Annotated in this window: 14 protein-coding genes; 8 read left to right on the forward strand and 6 right to left on the reverse strand. The window is 73.4% G+C overall.

Translation table 11 applies throughout. From position 1 onward, the window contains the following. Window positions 1-5: 5 nt before the first annotated feature. The 3 genes from ACFV9Q_RS01605 to ACFV9Q_RS01615 form a co-directional block, all read right to left on the reverse strand. Window positions 6-1,373 carry a cystathionine beta-synthase gene (locus ACFV9Q_RS01605; RefSeq protein ID WP_377230622.1) on the reverse strand — a complete coding sequence of 456 codons (1,368 nt, stop codon included), beginning with the start codon at window positions 1,371-1,373 and terminating at the stop codon, window positions 6-8. A gap of 125 nt (window positions 1,374-1,498) precedes the next feature. Next, window positions 1,499-1,822, reverse strand: a complete 324-nt coding sequence (locus tag ACFV9Q_RS01610; protein ID WP_182617119.1) for a DUF2277 domain-containing protein — start codon at window positions 1,820-1,822, stop codon at window positions 1,499-1,501. A 74-nt stretch (window positions 1,823-1,896) separates the two neighbouring features. After that, window positions 1,897-3,354, reverse strand: a complete 1,458-nt coding sequence (locus ACFV9Q_RS01615; RefSeq protein ID WP_377232852.1) for an MFS transporter — start codon at window positions 3,352-3,354, stop codon at window positions 1,897-1,899. A gap of 115 nt (window positions 3,355-3,469) precedes the next feature. Between ACFV9Q_RS01615 and ACFV9Q_RS01620 the strand changes: the two genes are divergently transcribed. From ACFV9Q_RS01620 to ACFV9Q_RS01630, 3 genes are all read left to right on the forward strand, one after another. Continuing rightward, entirely contained in the window at window positions 3,470-3,928 is a 459-nt protein-coding gene (locus ACFV9Q_RS01620) for a MarR family winged helix-turn-helix transcriptional regulator (protein WP_377230625.1), read from the forward strand. A gap of 61 nt (window positions 3,929-3,989) precedes the next feature. Further along, window positions 3,990-4,559, forward strand: coding sequence for a GNAT family N-acetyltransferase (locus tag ACFV9Q_RS01625; protein ID WP_377232853.1), 570 nt, complete (start codon window positions 3,990-3,992; stop codon window positions 4,557-4,559). Beyond that, the gene (locus ACFV9Q_RS01630) at window positions 4,559-5,482 is read left to right on the forward strand and encodes an LLM class flavin-dependent oxidoreductase (protein ID WP_377232854.1); all 924 of its coding nucleotides are present in this window, start codon (window positions 4,559-4,561) and stop codon (window positions 5,480-5,482) included. Before ACFV9Q_RS01625 ends, ACFV9Q_RS01630 begins: the two co-directional genes overlap by 1 nt. A gap of 661 nt (window positions 5,483-6,143) precedes the next feature. On the opposite strand, the gene ACFV9Q_RS01635 is transcribed toward ACFV9Q_RS01630, so the two are convergent. The 3 genes from ACFV9Q_RS01635 to ACFV9Q_RS01645 form a co-directional block, all read right to left on the reverse strand. Then, on the reverse strand, window positions 6,144-6,611 hold the full coding sequence (locus ACFV9Q_RS01635; protein WP_377232855.1) for a VOC family protein: 468 nt from the start codon (window positions 6,609-6,611) through the stop codon (window positions 6,144-6,146). 80 nt (window positions 6,612-6,691) lie between these two features. Beyond that, window positions 6,692-7,081 carry a helix-turn-helix domain-containing protein gene (locus tag ACFV9Q_RS01640; protein ID WP_377232856.1) on the reverse strand — a complete coding sequence of 130 codons (390 nt, stop codon included), beginning with the start codon at window positions 7,079-7,081 and terminating at the stop codon, window positions 6,692-6,694. Beyond that, window positions 7,081-8,007, reverse strand: a complete 927-nt coding sequence (locus tag ACFV9Q_RS01645) for a GntR family transcriptional regulator (protein ID WP_377232857.1) — start codon at window positions 8,005-8,007, stop codon at window positions 7,081-7,083. The genes ACFV9Q_RS01640 and ACFV9Q_RS01645 overlap by 1 nt, the downstream gene beginning before the upstream one ends. A 188-nt stretch (window positions 8,008-8,195) precedes the next feature. Here ACFV9Q_RS01645 and ACFV9Q_RS01650 point away from each other — a divergent pair, with 188 nt between their 5' ends. The 5 genes from ACFV9Q_RS01650 to ACFV9Q_RS01670 all read left to right on the forward strand — a co-directional run bounded on the left by ACFV9Q_RS01650 (window position 8,196) and on the right by ACFV9Q_RS01670 (window position 13,807). Beyond that, complete coding sequence (locus ACFV9Q_RS01650) at window positions 8,196-9,419, forward strand: FAD-dependent monooxygenase (protein WP_377232858.1); 1,224 nt, start codon at window positions 8,196-8,198, stop codon at window positions 9,417-9,419. Between the two features lie 124 nt (window positions 9,420-9,543). Then, a complete protein-coding gene (locus ACFV9Q_RS01655) occupies window positions 9,544-10,233 on the forward strand; it encodes a FadR/GntR family transcriptional regulator (protein WP_377232859.1) in 690 nt (229 codons plus the stop codon). Further along, window positions 10,230-10,997 (forward strand): creatininase family protein, encoded by a 768-nt coding sequence (locus ACFV9Q_RS01660; protein ID WP_377232860.1) that lies wholly within the window; start codon window positions 10,230-10,232, stop codon window positions 10,995-10,997. Before ACFV9Q_RS01655 ends, ACFV9Q_RS01660 begins: the two co-directional genes overlap by 4 nt. Window positions 10,998-11,108: 111 nt before the next feature. Next, window positions 11,109-12,257, forward strand: coding sequence for an alpha/beta hydrolase family esterase (locus ACFV9Q_RS01665; protein ID WP_377232861.1), 1,149 nt, complete (start codon window positions 11,109-11,111; stop codon window positions 12,255-12,257). Continuing rightward, window positions 12,254-13,807 carry an AbgT family transporter gene (locus tag ACFV9Q_RS01670; RefSeq protein WP_377232862.1) on the forward strand — a complete coding sequence of 518 codons (1,554 nt, stop codon included), beginning with the start codon at window positions 12,254-12,256 and terminating at the stop codon, window positions 13,805-13,807. The genes ACFV9Q_RS01665 and ACFV9Q_RS01670 overlap by 4 nt, the downstream gene beginning before the upstream one ends. Window positions 13,808-13,982 lie beyond the last annotated feature (175 nt).

Genomic DNA, 13,982 nt, shown 5'->3' on the forward strand with positions numbered 1-13,982 from the left:
GCGGGTCAGACCGCGAGGTAGTCGAGCAGGTCGGAGCGCGAGACCACGCCGAGGGCCTTGCCGCCGTCGGTCACGAGCAGTGCGGTCTCGTCGGCCAGGGCCGCACGCAGCGTCCCGACCGGCTCGTTGACGCCGATGAGCTGCAGGGGCCGGCCGATCAGGCCGCCCACCTCGTCCGACAGGTTCGCCTTGCCGGCGAACACCCCGTCGAGCAGCTCGTCCTCGTGCACGGCGCCGGCGATCTCGCCGAGCACCACGGGGGGTTCCGCGGTGAGCACGAGCAGCTGGGAGACGCCGGACCGGGTCATGCGGTCGATCGCCTCCCGCACCGTGTCGGTCTGGTGCACGTAGAGCAGGGGCGGGGTGCGGTCGGCCTTGGCGGCCAGCACGTCCGCGACGGTGTGGTCCTCGATGGCCGGCGCGAAGCCGTAGGACCGCATCCAGGTGTCGTTGAAGATCTTGCCGAGGTAGCCGCGGCCGCCGTCGGGCAGCAGGACCACCACGACGTCGTCGGCGCTCAGGTCGCGCGCGGCCCGCAGGGCCGCGACCACGGCCATGCCGCTGGACCCGCCCACGAGGATGCCCTCCTCGCGGGCGAGGCGCCGGGTCATCGCGAACGAGTCGGCGTCGCTCACCGCGATGATCTCGTGCGGCACGCTCGGGTCGTAGGCGGTGGGCCAGAAGTCCTCGCCGACGCCCTCGACCAGGTAGGGGCGGCCGGTGCCGCCCGAGTAGACCGAACCCTCGGGGTCGGCGCCGACGATGCGCACCGTGTCGCCCGAGACCTCGCGCAGGTAGCGGCCGGTCCCGGTGATGGTGCCGCCCGTGCCGACGCCGGCGACGAAGTGCGTGACGCGGCCGTCGGTGTCCCGCCAGATCTCCGGGCCGGTCGTCTCGTAGTGCGAGCGCGGGCCGTTGGGGTTGGAGTACTGGTCGGGCTTGAAGGCGCCCGGGATCTCGCGCACGAGCCGGTCGCTCACCGAGTAGTAGGACTCGGGGCTGTCGGGGGCCACCGCCGTCGGCGTGACCACCACCTCCGCGCCGTACGCGGTCAGGACGTTGCGCTTGTCCTCGCCCACCTTGTCGGGCAGCACGAAGACGCAGCGGTAGCCGCGCTGCTGCGCCACCAGGGCGAGGCCGACGCCGGTGTTGCCCGACGTGGGCTCCACGATGGTGCCGCCCGGCAGCAGCTTGCCCTCGCGCTCGGCGGCGTCGATGATCCGGCCCGCGATGCGGTCCTTGGACGAGCCGCCGGGGTTGAGGTACTCGAGCTTGACGAGCACGGTCGCGCTGGTCACGCCCTCGGTCACGTGGCTGAGCCGGACCAGGGGGGTGTTGCCGACAAGGTCAACGACAGAATTGGCGTACTGCACCTGTTTCTCTTCCTGTTCTGCGCGCGCGACGGCGCGCGCGGGGGACTGACGGACCGGGTGGGGTGGTCAGTGACAGCAACAGGAGAGGTGTGCGAGCACGTCGCAACTGTAGCGGGGCGGGCCGCTCAGTGCGAGTGCGCGATGCCCAGCTCGTGCATCCGCTCGTGCTCCTCACGCTCCTTGATGCGCTGCGCGATCCGCGCCTGCACCTCGGCCCGGCGCAGCGGCGGCACGGTCTTGGGCGGCTGACGGCGCTCGGGGAGCTCGTCGAGCAGGCGCGTCACGATGTCCGCGATCTCCGCCGTGGCCCGTTCCACCGGGTCGCGGGTGGCGTCGCTCACCTTGGTCACGCCCGTGACCTTGCGCACGAACTGCAGTGCGGCGGCGGTGATCTCCTCGTCGGTGGCGGCCGGTTCGAGGCCGCGCAGCGTGGTGATGTTTCGGCACATGCTCCGACCGTACGCCGGACGGCGCCCGCGGGGGAGGGCGCCGTCCGGCGTACGGCTGGAGCATGACCTGCGGCTCAGTGCCCGCCGGACACCTCGCGCAGCCCCTTGACGGGGACGGTCGCCGCGATGGCGGCGGCCACCACGGCCATGCCGCAGCCGAGCAGCAGGGCCACGCGGAAGCCGCCCTCGGTGGGCAGGGTGTGCTCGCCGAACGTGGTGCTCATCCGGGCCAGCACCACGCCGATGACGGCGGCCGACACCGAGGTGCCGATGGAGCGCATGAGCGCGTTGAAGCCGTTCGCGGCGGCCTTCTCGGAGGCGGGGACGGAGCCCAGGATGATCGCGGGCAGCGCGCCGTACGCGAAGCCGACGCCGGCCGCCGCGACGAACGCCGTGACCGACAGGCCCACGAGCGTGTCCATGAACAGCGTGGACAGGCCGTAGCCGAGCGCCATGACCAGGGCGCCCAGGACGAGCGTCGTCTTGGGCCCGCGGGCCCGGGTGATCTGCGCGCCCACGGGCGACATGAGGGTCATCGCGATGCCCGACGGCGCCATCCACAGCCCCATCTGCAGCATCGACTGGCCCAGCCCGAAGCCGGTCGCGGCCGGCGCCTGCATGAGCTGGGGCAGGATCAGGGACTGCGCGTACATGGCGAACCCGATCATGATCGAGGCCAGGTTGGTCAGCAGCACGGCGGGGCGGGCGGTGGTGCGCAGGTCGACCAGCGCGGCGGGCGTGCGCAGCTCCCACCAGCCCCAGGCCAGGAGCATGACGACGGAGCCGGCGAACAGGCCGAGCACGAGCGGGCTCGCCCAGCCCCACTCGGCGCCCTTGGAGACCGCCAGCAGCAGGGCCACGAGACCCGCGGCGAGGCCGAGCACGCCCACGTAGTCGAAGGGCGTGCGCACCCGGGCGGGCGCTGCGGGGGCGGGGATCGCGCGCCAGACGACGACGCCGACCACGACGGCGCAGACGGCGATGAGCCAGAACAGGATGCGCCAGCTCGCGAACTCGGCGACGGCGGCGGCGAACGGCAGGCCGAGGGCGCCACCGATGCCGAGCGACGAGCTCATCAGGGAGATGGCGCCGGCGGTGCGCTCCTTGGGCAGCAGGTCGTGCAGCATGCTGATGCCGAGCGGGATGAACCCGGTGGCCAGGCCCTGCAGGCCGCGGCCGGTGACCATGACGGGGACCGTCGTGGCCACGGCGCAGACCGCGGACCCGAGGGCCAGCGGCACCAGCGAGACCAGGATCATCTTCTTCTTGCCGTACAGGTCGCCCAGCCGCCCCGAGACCGGGGTGCAGATGGCGCCGACGAGCAGCGTGATCGTGATGATCCAGGACGTGTCCGACGCCGGGGCGTCGAAGATGGTGGGCAGCGTCGCGACGATCGGGACCACGAGGGTCTGGGTCATCGCGACCACGATGCCGCCGATCGCGAGGATGGCGACGATGCGGTTGGGGTGGAGCGCCGGGGAGGTGGTCCCGGTCTCTGGCGGTCGTGCGGGGCGGGACGCGGTGGTCGTCACGAGTCTCCTCGAAAGATTGCTGTGCATCATGCACATTGGGGTTCATGCTCAGGATGCCATATCTTGTGCATGATGCATAGACGATAGTTCCGTGCGGGACCGGAGGAAGACGACGATGACGTCACCGATCGACGAGATCGAGTACGAGGGCATGCTGTTCGGCCGGCACCTGGCCGCGCTCCCTGCCGGCCGCACGCGGCGCAAGGGCGGGCTGCTCGACCAGAGCGCGTACACGCTGCTCAGCCTGCTCGACGCCGGTGGTCCCGCCAGCCTCGCCGAGCTCGCCGAGGCCACCGGCCTCGACGTCTCGACCCTGAACCGGCAGACGGCCGCGCTGCGCCGGTCGGGCCTCGCGGAGCGTTTCGAGGACCCCGACGGCGGGCAGGCGCGCAAGCTCCGCCTCTCCGCCGAGGGCAGCCGGCTGCTGGGCGAGGAGCGCACCGCCAGCCGGGCGCTCCTCGCCGACCTGCTGCACGACTGGTCCGAGGAGGACCGGGCCCGCTTCGGCGAGCTGCTGGGCCGCTACAACCGCGTCATCGAGGACCGCTCGGGCCGCCACTGGCCCCGCCCGTGACGCGGGCTCCTGCCCGGAATCGTCGTGGCGGGACGGGCCGGTCGTGGGGCAGGGTGAGCACATGCAGCCTTCTGTCGAGACGCCGCCCGACGCCGGCCGGCCCCTGACCACAGTGCGTGAGGCGGGCGCCGACGACTGGGCCGCCATCTGGCCGATCGTGCGCGAGGTCGTGCGCGCCGCTGACACCTTCGCCTACGAGCCCACCATGGGCGAGGCCGACGCCCGCGCCGGGTGGCTGGAGGCCCCGCGGCGCGTCGTCGTCGCGATGCGCGACGGCGCCGTGGTCGGCACCGCGAACATGTACCCGAACCGGCCGGGACCGGGCAGCCACATCGCGTCCGGCAGCATCATGGTCGACCGCGCGGTGCGCGGCACCGGCGCCGGCCGGGCCCTGGTCGAGGACATGATCGCCTGGGCGGCCCGCGAGGGGTTCGCCGCGATCCAGTTCAACGCGGTGGTCGACACCAACACCGCCGCCGTCCACCTGTACGAGACTCTCGGTTTCGTCACCCTCGGCGTCGCGCCCGGCGCGTTCCGGCACCCCGAGCGGGGCGACGTCGGCCTGCGGATCATGTGGCGCGACCTGAGCGACGTGCCCGCCGCCGGGACCGCCCCCGAGGGCGAGGCCTGATGCGCTTCTCCGTGAACGTCCCCAACTTCGGCGACCTCGCGGACGCCCGCGCCGTCGCGACCGTGGCCCGCGCGGCCGAGGACGCCGGCTGGGACGGCCTGTTCGTCTGGGACCACGTGGTGCACCGCAAGGAGGCGCGCCGCGGCCAGCCGTTCGGCGACCCGTGGATGCTGCTCACCGCGGCGGCGCTCGCGACCTCGACGATCCGGCTCGGCACCCTGGTCACGCCCGTGGCCCGGCGCCGCCCCGAGCAACTCGCGCGGCAGGTCGCGACGCTGGACGCCGTCAGCGGCGGCCGCGCCGTCTTCGGCGCCGGCCTGGGCGGGCCCGTCGAGGACGAGTTCGGCAGCTTCGGCGACGAGACCGACCCCGTGGTGCTCGCCGAGAAGCTCGACGAGGGCCTCGGCCTGCTCGCCCGGTACTGGGCGGGGGAGCGCGTCGACCACGACGGCCCCCACTACCGGGTGCGTGACGTCGAGATCCTCCCGGCCACGGTGCAGCAGCCCCGGCCGCCGGTCTGGGTCGGCGGCTTCTGGCCCGCGCGCCGGCCGTTCCGACGCGCGGCGCGGTGGGACGGCGTCGTGCCGCTGTTCGCGTCCGGGCACGGCGTGCCGCCCACACCGGGCGAGGTCCGGGAGGTCACGGAGTACGTGGCGGAGCACCGCACGGCGGGCGGCCTGTCCGCCGTCGGCATGGTCGGCGCGGTCGGCTCGAACGATGCGGTCGGCTCGGTCGATACGGCCGCCCCGTTCGAGGTCGTCGTGGGCGGGCTGACGACGCCGGAGGCGGCGGCCGACGTCGTCGGGCCGCTGGCCGAGGCCGGGGCGACCTGGTGGGACGAGCGCGGCCTGTACGAGTCGCCCGACCTGTACTCCCTGCCGGCCGTGCTGCGCCGGGTCGAGGCGGGCCCGCCGCGGCTGTGATGCCGTCTTGCAGATCGACCCACGAGGTCGGCAGTTTCGCCGATGTCGGCAGTTTGCTTTGAGATCGGCACAGTGGTGCGCCGACCTCGATGCCAACTGCCGACTCTGCGGCGCGACTGCCGACCTGGCAGAGCCCAGCGAACTGTTCACCACGATCCCAATCGGCACTCCGCTGATGCCGGCAGCCTGCATCGAGATCGGTAGTTCCGCCGACGTCGACGGTTCCGCCCAGGTCGGCAGTTCCGCCGACGTCGGCAGTCTGCTTCGAGATCGGCACAGTGGTGCGCCGACCTCGATGCCAACTGCCGACTCTGTGGCGCAAACTGCCGACCTCGATGCCAACTGCCGACATCGCCGAGCGAGCCCCGCAGCGGCCGAGCGAACTGCCGACGTCAACCCCGCAACCCCGCGACCACTGCCCCGCAGCGCCGGCGTTTCGCCGACGTCGGCAGTCTGCATTCGAGATCGGTAGTTCCGCCGACGTCGCCAGCTCTGCTCAGGTCGGAAGTTTCGCCGACGTCGGCAGTCTGCTTCGAGATCGGCACAGTGGTGTGCCGACCTCGATGCCAACTGCCGACTCTGCGCGACAAACTGCCGACTCTGCGGCGCAGACTGCCGAACTGGGCGTGGCCGGCTGAGCTCGGAGGCACCGGCGAAGCGCTCAGCGCGGCTGCTCGGCGTTCCAGCGGGCGATGTCCGCGTCGGTCACCTCGACCGGGCCGGTGGCCGGCTGCGTGACGCGGATGTGGTTGCCGAACGGGTCGCGCAGGGCGCAGTCGATGCCGTACGGCTGCTCGACGGGCTCCTCGGTGAACTCGACACCCTTCGCGCTGAGCTCGGCGTAGGTGCGGCGGCAGTCGTCGGTCGTCAGGATGCACGCGACCCCGAGCGCGCCCTTGGTCAGCAGGTCCCGGACCTGGGCCGCGACCTCCTCGCTGAGGGACGGCGGCCCCGGCACCTCCAGCAGCAGGTGGCGGTCCGGGTCGGCGGGCAGGGAGATGGTCAGCCAGCGCATGAAGCCCATGTCGACGTCGTTGCTGACCTCGAACCCGAGCTTGCCGACGTAGAAGTCGAGGGCCTCGTCCTGGTCGAGCACGGTCACGGCGGTGATGGAGATGTTCTTGAACATGTCCACCACGCTAGGACCGCACCGGGCCGGTGCGCTTCTCCGAATCTGCTCGGTCGAGAACTGCCCGGTCGAGGAGCTGCTCAGCCCGCGGGCCGCATCCAGCTCTTGACGAAGCAGACGGGCGCGGCCACGGGTCGCGTCTGGCGCCGGTACTCGGTCGGCGAGATGCCGACGACGTCGCGGAACGTGCGGCTGAACGTGCCCAGGCTGTTTGAGCCCACCTGCAGCGCGATCTCCGTCACCGGCGTCGCGGTGTTGCGCAGCAGCGCCATCGCGCGCTCCAGCCGGCGCCGCTGCAGGTAGCGGTGCGGCGTCTCGCCGAAGGCTGCCCGGAAGCTGCGGCTGAAGTGGGACGGCGAGACGTGCGCGATGCGGGCCAGGGTGGGCACGTCGAGCGGCCGGGCGTAGTCGCGGTCGATGGCGTCCCGGGCGCGCAGCAGCAGCCGGTTGTCGCGCTCGTGCGGGGACATCAGCGCTCCTCGCCGAGGAACACCGCGTAGCCGTCCAGGAGACGGGCCAGGCCGAACTCGAACAGGGTGTCGAGGGTGAGGTCGACGTCGGCGGACGTCGCCGCCACGAGGTGCGGGTGGCGGCGCGGGTCGACGGCGGCCTGGAGGTCGGGCAGGGTGCGGTCCATCCACTCCTCGTCGCTCAGCCCGTCGTCCTTGCGGGCCTGCGCCGCCGGCTCGATGCCCACCCCCAGCCCGCGCACGAGCTGGAAGACCGACACGGTCAGGTGCATCCGGGCGTCGAGGTCCAGCAGCCGGCCGGGCAGCTCGCCGAACGCGCTCAGCAGGGCCTCGGTGTGCGCGATGCCGTGCGGCAGCACCTGCGGCCGCGTCATCGACATGACGTGCGCGGCCCACGGGTGGCGCTGGAACGCTGCCCACATGGTGCGGGCGCACACCTCGGCGCGCGCCCGCCAGCCGTCCGGCAGCGGGTCCGGGAGCGGCGAGGTGGCGTACACGGTGTCGAGCATCCGGGCCAGCAGCTCCTCGCGGCCCCGGACGTAGCGGTACAGCGACATCGTGGGGATGCCCAGGTCGGTCGCGATCCGCCGCATGGACAGCCCGCCCAGCCCTTCGGCGTCGGCCGTCGCCATGGCCAGGCGCACGACGTCGTCCACGGTGGGGGCGCTCGCGGCGGACGCCGCCGTGCCGGGGCGGGCCGCGCCGGCACCGGCCGCGCCCTGCGCGACCACGGTGCCCACGCCGCGGCGGACCTCGACGAGCCCGTCGCGGCGCAGCGCGTCCAACACCCGGCTCGCGGTGGCCATGGCCACGCCGTGCTCGGCGACGATGCGGCGCGTGGACGGGACCGGCGCGCCCGGGGCGAGCTCGCCCGACCGGATGCGGCCCCGGATCTCGTCGGCGATGCGCTCGGACGGTGTGGTCATCTTCGGCTCCCTGTACTAGTGCGGTCGCGGGCCTGTCTCGTGCGTCGCGGCCCCGTGGCCTGGGCGTTCGCGAGGTGCACTACCTGGTGCACTACCCCGCTCTTTACCCAGCATAGGGCGCTTCGTACGGTGTACGAAGCGCCTCACCGAAACACCTCGGCGAGGAACCTTCGAACCAGGGAGCAGCCATGACCCACGTACTCGTCTCCGGTGCCAGCGTCGCCGGGCCGGCCCTCGCGTTCTGGCTCCGCCGGTACGGCTTCGACGTCACGGTGGTCGAGCGGTCGGCCGGGCCCCGGCCGGGCGGCCAGGGCGTCGACGTGCGCGGCGCCGCGCGGACCGTGCTGGACCGGATGGGCCTCACCGAGCAGGTCCGGGCCGCCCACACGGGTGTGCGCGGCATCGCCTACCTCGACGCCGCCGGGCGGCGCACCACGGAGCTGCCGGCCGAGATGTTCGGCCACTCGGGCGGCGTCATCGCCGACATCGAGATCCTGCGCGGCGACCTCATGCGGATCATCATGGACGCCGCCGACGGCGTCGAGTACCTGTACGACGACAGCATCACGGCGCTCGACCAGCGCGCCGACGGCGTCGACGTCACCTTCGAGCGCTCCGCCCCGCGCCGGTTCGACCTCGTGGTGGGCGCGGACGGCGTCTTCTCCACCACGCGTCGGCTGGCCTTCGACGGCGCCTGGCGGGCGGTCGACTCCGGCTACCACCGCGCCGTCTTCACGGCCGAGCCGGCCGGCGCCGGCGACACGTGGGGCCTCGACGGCTGGGAGCTGCTGTACTCGATGCCGGCCGGCAACGGCGTGGGCGGGCGCAACGTGCTGCTCTACCCGGCGCACGGCGGGGCGCGGGGCATGGTCCACTTCGCCGGGGACCCCGTGGAGTACGACCGGCGCGACATTGCCGGGCAGAAGCGCCTGGTCGCCGGCGTGCTGGCCGGCGAGGGCTGGGAGGTGCCGCGCCTGCTGGACGCGATGGAGCGCGCCGACGACTTCTACTTCGACCGGCACGTGAAGATCGAGATGCCGTCGTGGCACCGCGGGCGGGTCGCCCTCCTGGGCGACGCCTGCACCGCCGGGTCCGTCGGGATGGGGACGTCGCTCGCGCTGGTGGGCGCGTACGTGCTGGCGGGCGAGCTCGCGCGGGCCGGCGGCGACCCCACGACCGCGTTCGCGGCGTACGAGGCGATCGTCCGGCCCTACGCGGCGGTCAACATGAAGCAGCTCCCGGGCGGCGCGCGCGGCTTCCTGCCCCCCTCGCGGTTCGAGATCAAGGCCCGCACCGCGGTGATGGGGGCCCTGCTGAAGACCCCGCTCGCGGGGATGATGATGGGCGGCATCGACAAGGCGGTCGACCAGATCGACCTGCCGGACTACGCGGCCCTGGCGGTCGGTCACTGACCGGGATTCAGCAGGCTGTCCGCGACCGCATCGACGCCGGACGTGGTCGCCGACGGCCTGCTGAACCTTGGTCAGTACAGCTGGCTTCTTGACCGGCCGGGTGCTCAAGTGATTTAGTCACTTTATGACTCAAGGTAGAGCCTCGTTCTCGGAGCAGCTTGCGGACGACATCGTCGAGCTGATCCGCTCCGAGAGCCTCGGACCCGGCGACGTGCTGGAGTCCTCCCGCGACCTGGCCAAGCGGTTCGCCGTCACCACCCCCACCGTCCGTGAGGCGCTGCGGCGGCTGGAGGCCACCGGCGTGGTCGAGCTGCGGCACGGCTCCGGCACGTACATCGGCCCAGGCCTCGAGCGGTCGGTGCTGGCCAACCCGCACCGGCCGCACATCACGCGCTCCTCGGTGATCGAGCTGGTCCAGGCCCGCCTCGTCATCGAGCCCGGTATCGCGGCGCTCGCCGCGAGCGCCCGCGACGCCGCCGCCCTCCAGCGCCTGGAGGCCGCGGCGGCGACGGCGCTGCAGCCGCCGGTGCACGGGTTCCGGCCGGCGCTGAACTTCCACGTGGAGCTGGCGGCGGCGTCGGGCAACGGGCTGCTGCGCGAGACGGTGGAGGCGCTGCTGCACGTGCGGGCGTCGGAGCAGACGGAGATCCGGTTCCGGTACGACGACCGGCAGCGGGACCATGCGGAGCACCTGGAGATCCTGGGCGCGGTCCGCGAGGGGGACGGCGCGGCCGCGGAGCGGCTGACCCGGGCGCACCTGACCACGATCCGGGAGTCGCTGGAGGCGGCGGACTTCGGGGAGGCGGCACCGTGACCGCCCCGTTCCGCCTCGCGGAGATGACGACGGCGGAGGCGGCGGACGCCGTCGCGCGCGGCACGGTGGTGCTGATCCCGGCCGGCGCGCTGGAGCAGCACGGCCCGGGCATGGCGCTGGGGACCGACCTGGTGCGGGCCGAGGGCGTGGTGGCGCAGGTCGCCGCGAACCTGGCCGGCCGGGTGGTGGTGGGGCCGTCGATCCCCGTGGGGGTCTCGCCGCACCACATGGCGTTCGCGGGCACGGTGACGCTGACGACCACGACGTTCGCGGCCGTGGTGCGGGAGTACGTCACGAGCCTGCACCGGCACGGCTGGACGCGGTTCCTGGTGGTCACGGGCCACGGGGGCAACAACGCGACCCTGACCACCGTGGCGCAGGACCTGCTCGTGTCCCACCCGGGGATCCAGCTCGCCTGGTCGCCCCTGACGTCGCTCGCGGGCGACGCCGTGGCCGCGATGGAGCCCAGCGCCGTGCACGGGCACTCCGGCGAGGCCGAGACCGCGCAGATGCTGCACCTCGCACCGCACCTGGTGCACCCTGACTTGCTCGAACCGGGCACCACCACCCCGGACCAGCTCGACGACGTCTCCCGCACGGCGCGCCGCCACGCGCACCCCGCCCTGACCCTGCCGTACGACCGGCTCAGCCCCAACGGCGTGCTCGGCGACCCGCGCCGCGCCACCGCCGAGGACGGCGCCGCGATCGTCAAGGCGATCGTCGCCCGCATCACGACCTTCCTGGAGGAGTGGCCGCCCGCGTAGCGCCGGCACGCCTCCGACAGCACCCACAGCACCCCCTCGGTACGCACCTGGCCCGCCAGGTGTCCGCTCCGCCGTGCCCGCGAACAGGCCCGGCGCCCAGAAAGGACTCGCATGTCAACGACGACAGCATCACCCCGCCCCGCACCACCGGGCCGACGAGAGCAAGGCCGACGAGGGCAGGGCCGACGGCGGCCCGGCCGGCGCGCGGCGCTCCTGACCGCCCTGGCGCTCGCGGTCTCCGGCCTGGCCGGCCTGGTCGGCGCCACGACGGCGTCGGCCGCACCGGCCGCACCCGTTCCGGCCGACGCCGCCGTCTCGCCGTCGGCCCACCCGGACCGCGCCGGGCGCAACCCGCTCCGCTCCGCGGGCTGCGGCACCGACCCCGGCCAGGAGCCGGGCAGCAGCGTGCTGCGCACCCTGACCAGCGACGGCCGCGAGCGCACCGTGCAGCTCCACCTGCCGGACGGCTACCGCAGCGACCGGGCGTGGCCCGTCGTGCTGGTGTTCCACGGCCGCGGCAACACGGGGGCGGGTACGGAGGCGTTCTCCGGCCTGGACGCGCTGCCCGCGATCGTCGCGTACGGCAACGGCGTGATCGGTACCGGTGACGGCGACCGGCAGGCCTGGGAGGGTGCGCCGTACGCGGCCCCCGGCGTCGACGACGTGGCGTACACGAACGATCTGCTGGACACCCTGGAGCAGGACCTGTGCGTGGACGCGCGGCGCGTGTACGCGACCGGCAAGTCCAACGGCGCGGGCTTCACGGGGATCCTGGCGTGCGAGCTGTCGGACCGGATCGCGGCGGTCGCGCCGGTGGCCGCCGCGTTCTACGGCACGGGCCACCCGGACTGCGACCCGGAGCGGCCGGTGCCGGTGATCGACTTCCACGGCACGGACGACGTCACCATCCCGTACGCGGGCGACACCGACCGCGGCCTGCCCGCGATCCAGGACTGGGTGGGCGGTTGGGTGGCGCGCAACGGCTGCGCCGTGGGCCCGGACGTCGAGCAGACGGCGTTCGACGTGACCACCACCCGGTGGACGGACTGCGACCGGGGTGCCGAGGTGACGCACGTGGCGGTGCTCGGCGGCGGGCACACCTGGCCGGGGGAGGACAGCTACTCCGGCGGCGGGTACGCGACGCACAGCATCGAGGCCCACGAGGTGCTGTGGGAGTTCCTGGGCGACGAGCGGCTGCCGGTGCGCTTCCTCATGAGCCACGGCGCGCACGGCCACGGCACGGACGGGGCGGCGTCATGACCGCGACGTCGAAGCAGGCCGCGCCCGGGACCGAGCCGGACCGGCTGCCCGGCGTGCTGCGCGCGCTGGCCGTCGTCGAGCGCCTCGGCAACGCCCTGCCGCACCCGTTCTGGCTGTTCTGGATCCTGGCGGCGATCCTCGGCATCACGAGCGCCGGGCTGGCGGCGGCGGGCGTGTCCGTCGTCTCGCCCGCCGACGGCGAGACCGTCGTGGTGCAGAACCTGCTCAGCGGCGCGGGCCTCGCCATGGCCGTCTCCACCGCCGTCGACAACTTCGCGACGTTCGGCCCGATGGGCACCATCGTCGTGGTCATCATGGGCGTCGCCATCGCGGAGCGCACCGGCTTCCTGTCGGCGGCCATGAAGGTCTCCGTCTCCCGGGTGCCCGTCTCGTGGGTCGTGTTCGCCGTGGCCTTCGCGGGCACCGTCTCGCACGTCGCGAGCGCCGCCGCCTACATCATCCTGGTGCCGCTGGGCGGGCTGGCGTTCCGGGCGGTGGGCAAGTCGCCGATCCTCGGCGTCGTCGTCGCCTACACGTCGATCGCGTCCGGGTACGACGCGAGCCCCGTGCCGACGCCGAACGACGCCATCTTCGCGGGCATCACCACGGAGGCGGCGCGGATCATCGACCCGAACGCGTACGTGTCACCGGTGAGCAACTGGTTCTTCAACATCGCGTCGTCGCTGCTGCTGGCGATCGTGATCACCCTGGTCACGAACCTGGTCCTGGCCAAGCGCCCGGACCTGGGCGCGGACCCCGATGCCGACCTCGACGACGTCGCCGGCCTGGAGCTCTCGCCGCGGGACCGGAAGGCGCTGCGGGCCGCCCTGCTGTCCGGCCTGGCCGCGATCCTGGTGATCGTCGCGGTGGTGCTGCCGTCGTCGTCCCCGCTGCGCGGGGAGGACGGGAGCCTGACGGAGTCGCCGTTCCTGGACGGGATCGCGGCGATCGTCGCCGTGCTGTTCGCGCTGGTCGGCATCGTGTACGGGTGGCGGTCCGGCGAGATCACGAAGGCGGGGGACGTGCCGCGGCTCATGGCCGTGGGCGTGAAGCAGATGGCGCCCGTGCTCGTGCTGTTCTTCGCGATCGCCCAGTTCCTGGCCTACTTCGACTGGACGCACATCGGCGACGTCATCGCCGTGAACTCGGCGGAGGCGCTGGAGACCAGCGGCGTGCCGATCTGGGTCGTGTTCCTGGCGATCCTCGCGCTGCTGTCCGTGGTGAACGTGCTCGTGACCAGCGGCTCGGCGATGTGGGCCATCGCGGCGCCCGTCGTCGTGCCCATGCTGATGCTGCTGGACGTGCCCGCCGAGACCACGCAGGCGCTGTTCCGCATCGCCGACTCCGGGTCCACGGCGATCACGCCGATGAGCCCGTACTTCATCATGGCGCTCGGGTTCCTGCAGCGGTACCGCAAGGACGCCGGCATCGGCACGCTGGCCTCGTACACGCTGCCGCTCGCGGTCTGCATGACGCTGGCCTGGACCGCGCTGTTCTTCGCCTGGTGGGCGCTGGGCATCCCGCTCGGGCCGGGCGCGCCGGTGCGCTGACGCACACACGTGCGCCGGTGCGCCGGCGCACACCTGCCCCGCCGGGGGGGAGGGGGGGGGGGGGCCCCCCCCCACACAGGGGGGAGAGAAGGAGGGGGGGGTGGGGGGGGGAGGGCACATCCGCTCTGTCCCCTCATCACTTCCCCTCCCCCCCCCCCCCCCTCCCCCTCCCCTC

This window comes from Promicromonospora sp. NPDC059942, from assembly GCF_042731755.1.
Lineage (GTDB): Bacteria > Actinomycetota > Actinomycetes > Actinomycetales > Cellulomonadaceae > Promicromonospora.

Bases quoted from the DNA above. Each gene is read 5' to 3' on its own strand.
- ACFV9Q_RS01620 (WP_377230625.1), top strand. From the start codon at position 3,470: ATGACGTCACCGATCGACGAGATCGAGTACGAGGGCATGCTGTTCGGC.
- ACFV9Q_RS01665 (WP_377232861.1), top strand. From the start codon at position 11,109: ATGTCAACGACGACAGCATCACCCCGCCCCGCACCACCGGGCCGACGA.
- ACFV9Q_RS01670 (WP_377232862.1), top strand. From the start codon at position 12,254: ATGACCGCGACGTCGAAGCAGGCCGCGCCCGGGACCGAGCCGGACCGG.
- ACFV9Q_RS01650 (WP_377232858.1), top strand. From the start codon at position 8,196: ATGACCCACGTACTCGTCTCCGGTGCCAGCGTCGCCGGGCCGGCCCTC.
- ACFV9Q_RS01635 (WP_377232855.1), bottom strand. From the start codon at position 6,611: ATGTTCAAGAACATCTCCATCACCGCCGTGACCGTGCTCGACCAGGAC.
- ACFV9Q_RS01655 (WP_377232859.1), top strand. From the start codon at position 9,544: ATGACTCAAGGTAGAGCCTCGTTCTCGGAGCAGCTTGCGGACGACATC.
- ACFV9Q_RS01610 (WP_182617119.1), bottom strand. From the start codon at position 1,822: ATGTGCCGAAACATCACCACGCTGCGCGGCCTCGAACCGGCCGCCACC.
- ACFV9Q_RS01625 (WP_377232853.1), top strand. From the start codon at position 3,990: ATGCAGCCTTCTGTCGAGACGCCGCCCGACGCCGGCCGGCCCCTGACC.
- ACFV9Q_RS01640 (WP_377232856.1), bottom strand. From the start codon at position 7,081: ATGTCCCCGCACGAGCGCGACAACCGGCTGCTGCTGCGCGCCCGGGAC.
- ACFV9Q_RS01645 (WP_377232857.1), bottom strand. From the start codon at position 8,007: ATGACCACACCGTCCGAGCGCATCGCCGACGAGATCCGGGGCCGCATC.
- ACFV9Q_RS01630 (WP_377232854.1), top strand. From the start codon at position 4,559: ATGCGCTTCTCCGTGAACGTCCCCAACTTCGGCGACCTCGCGGACGCC.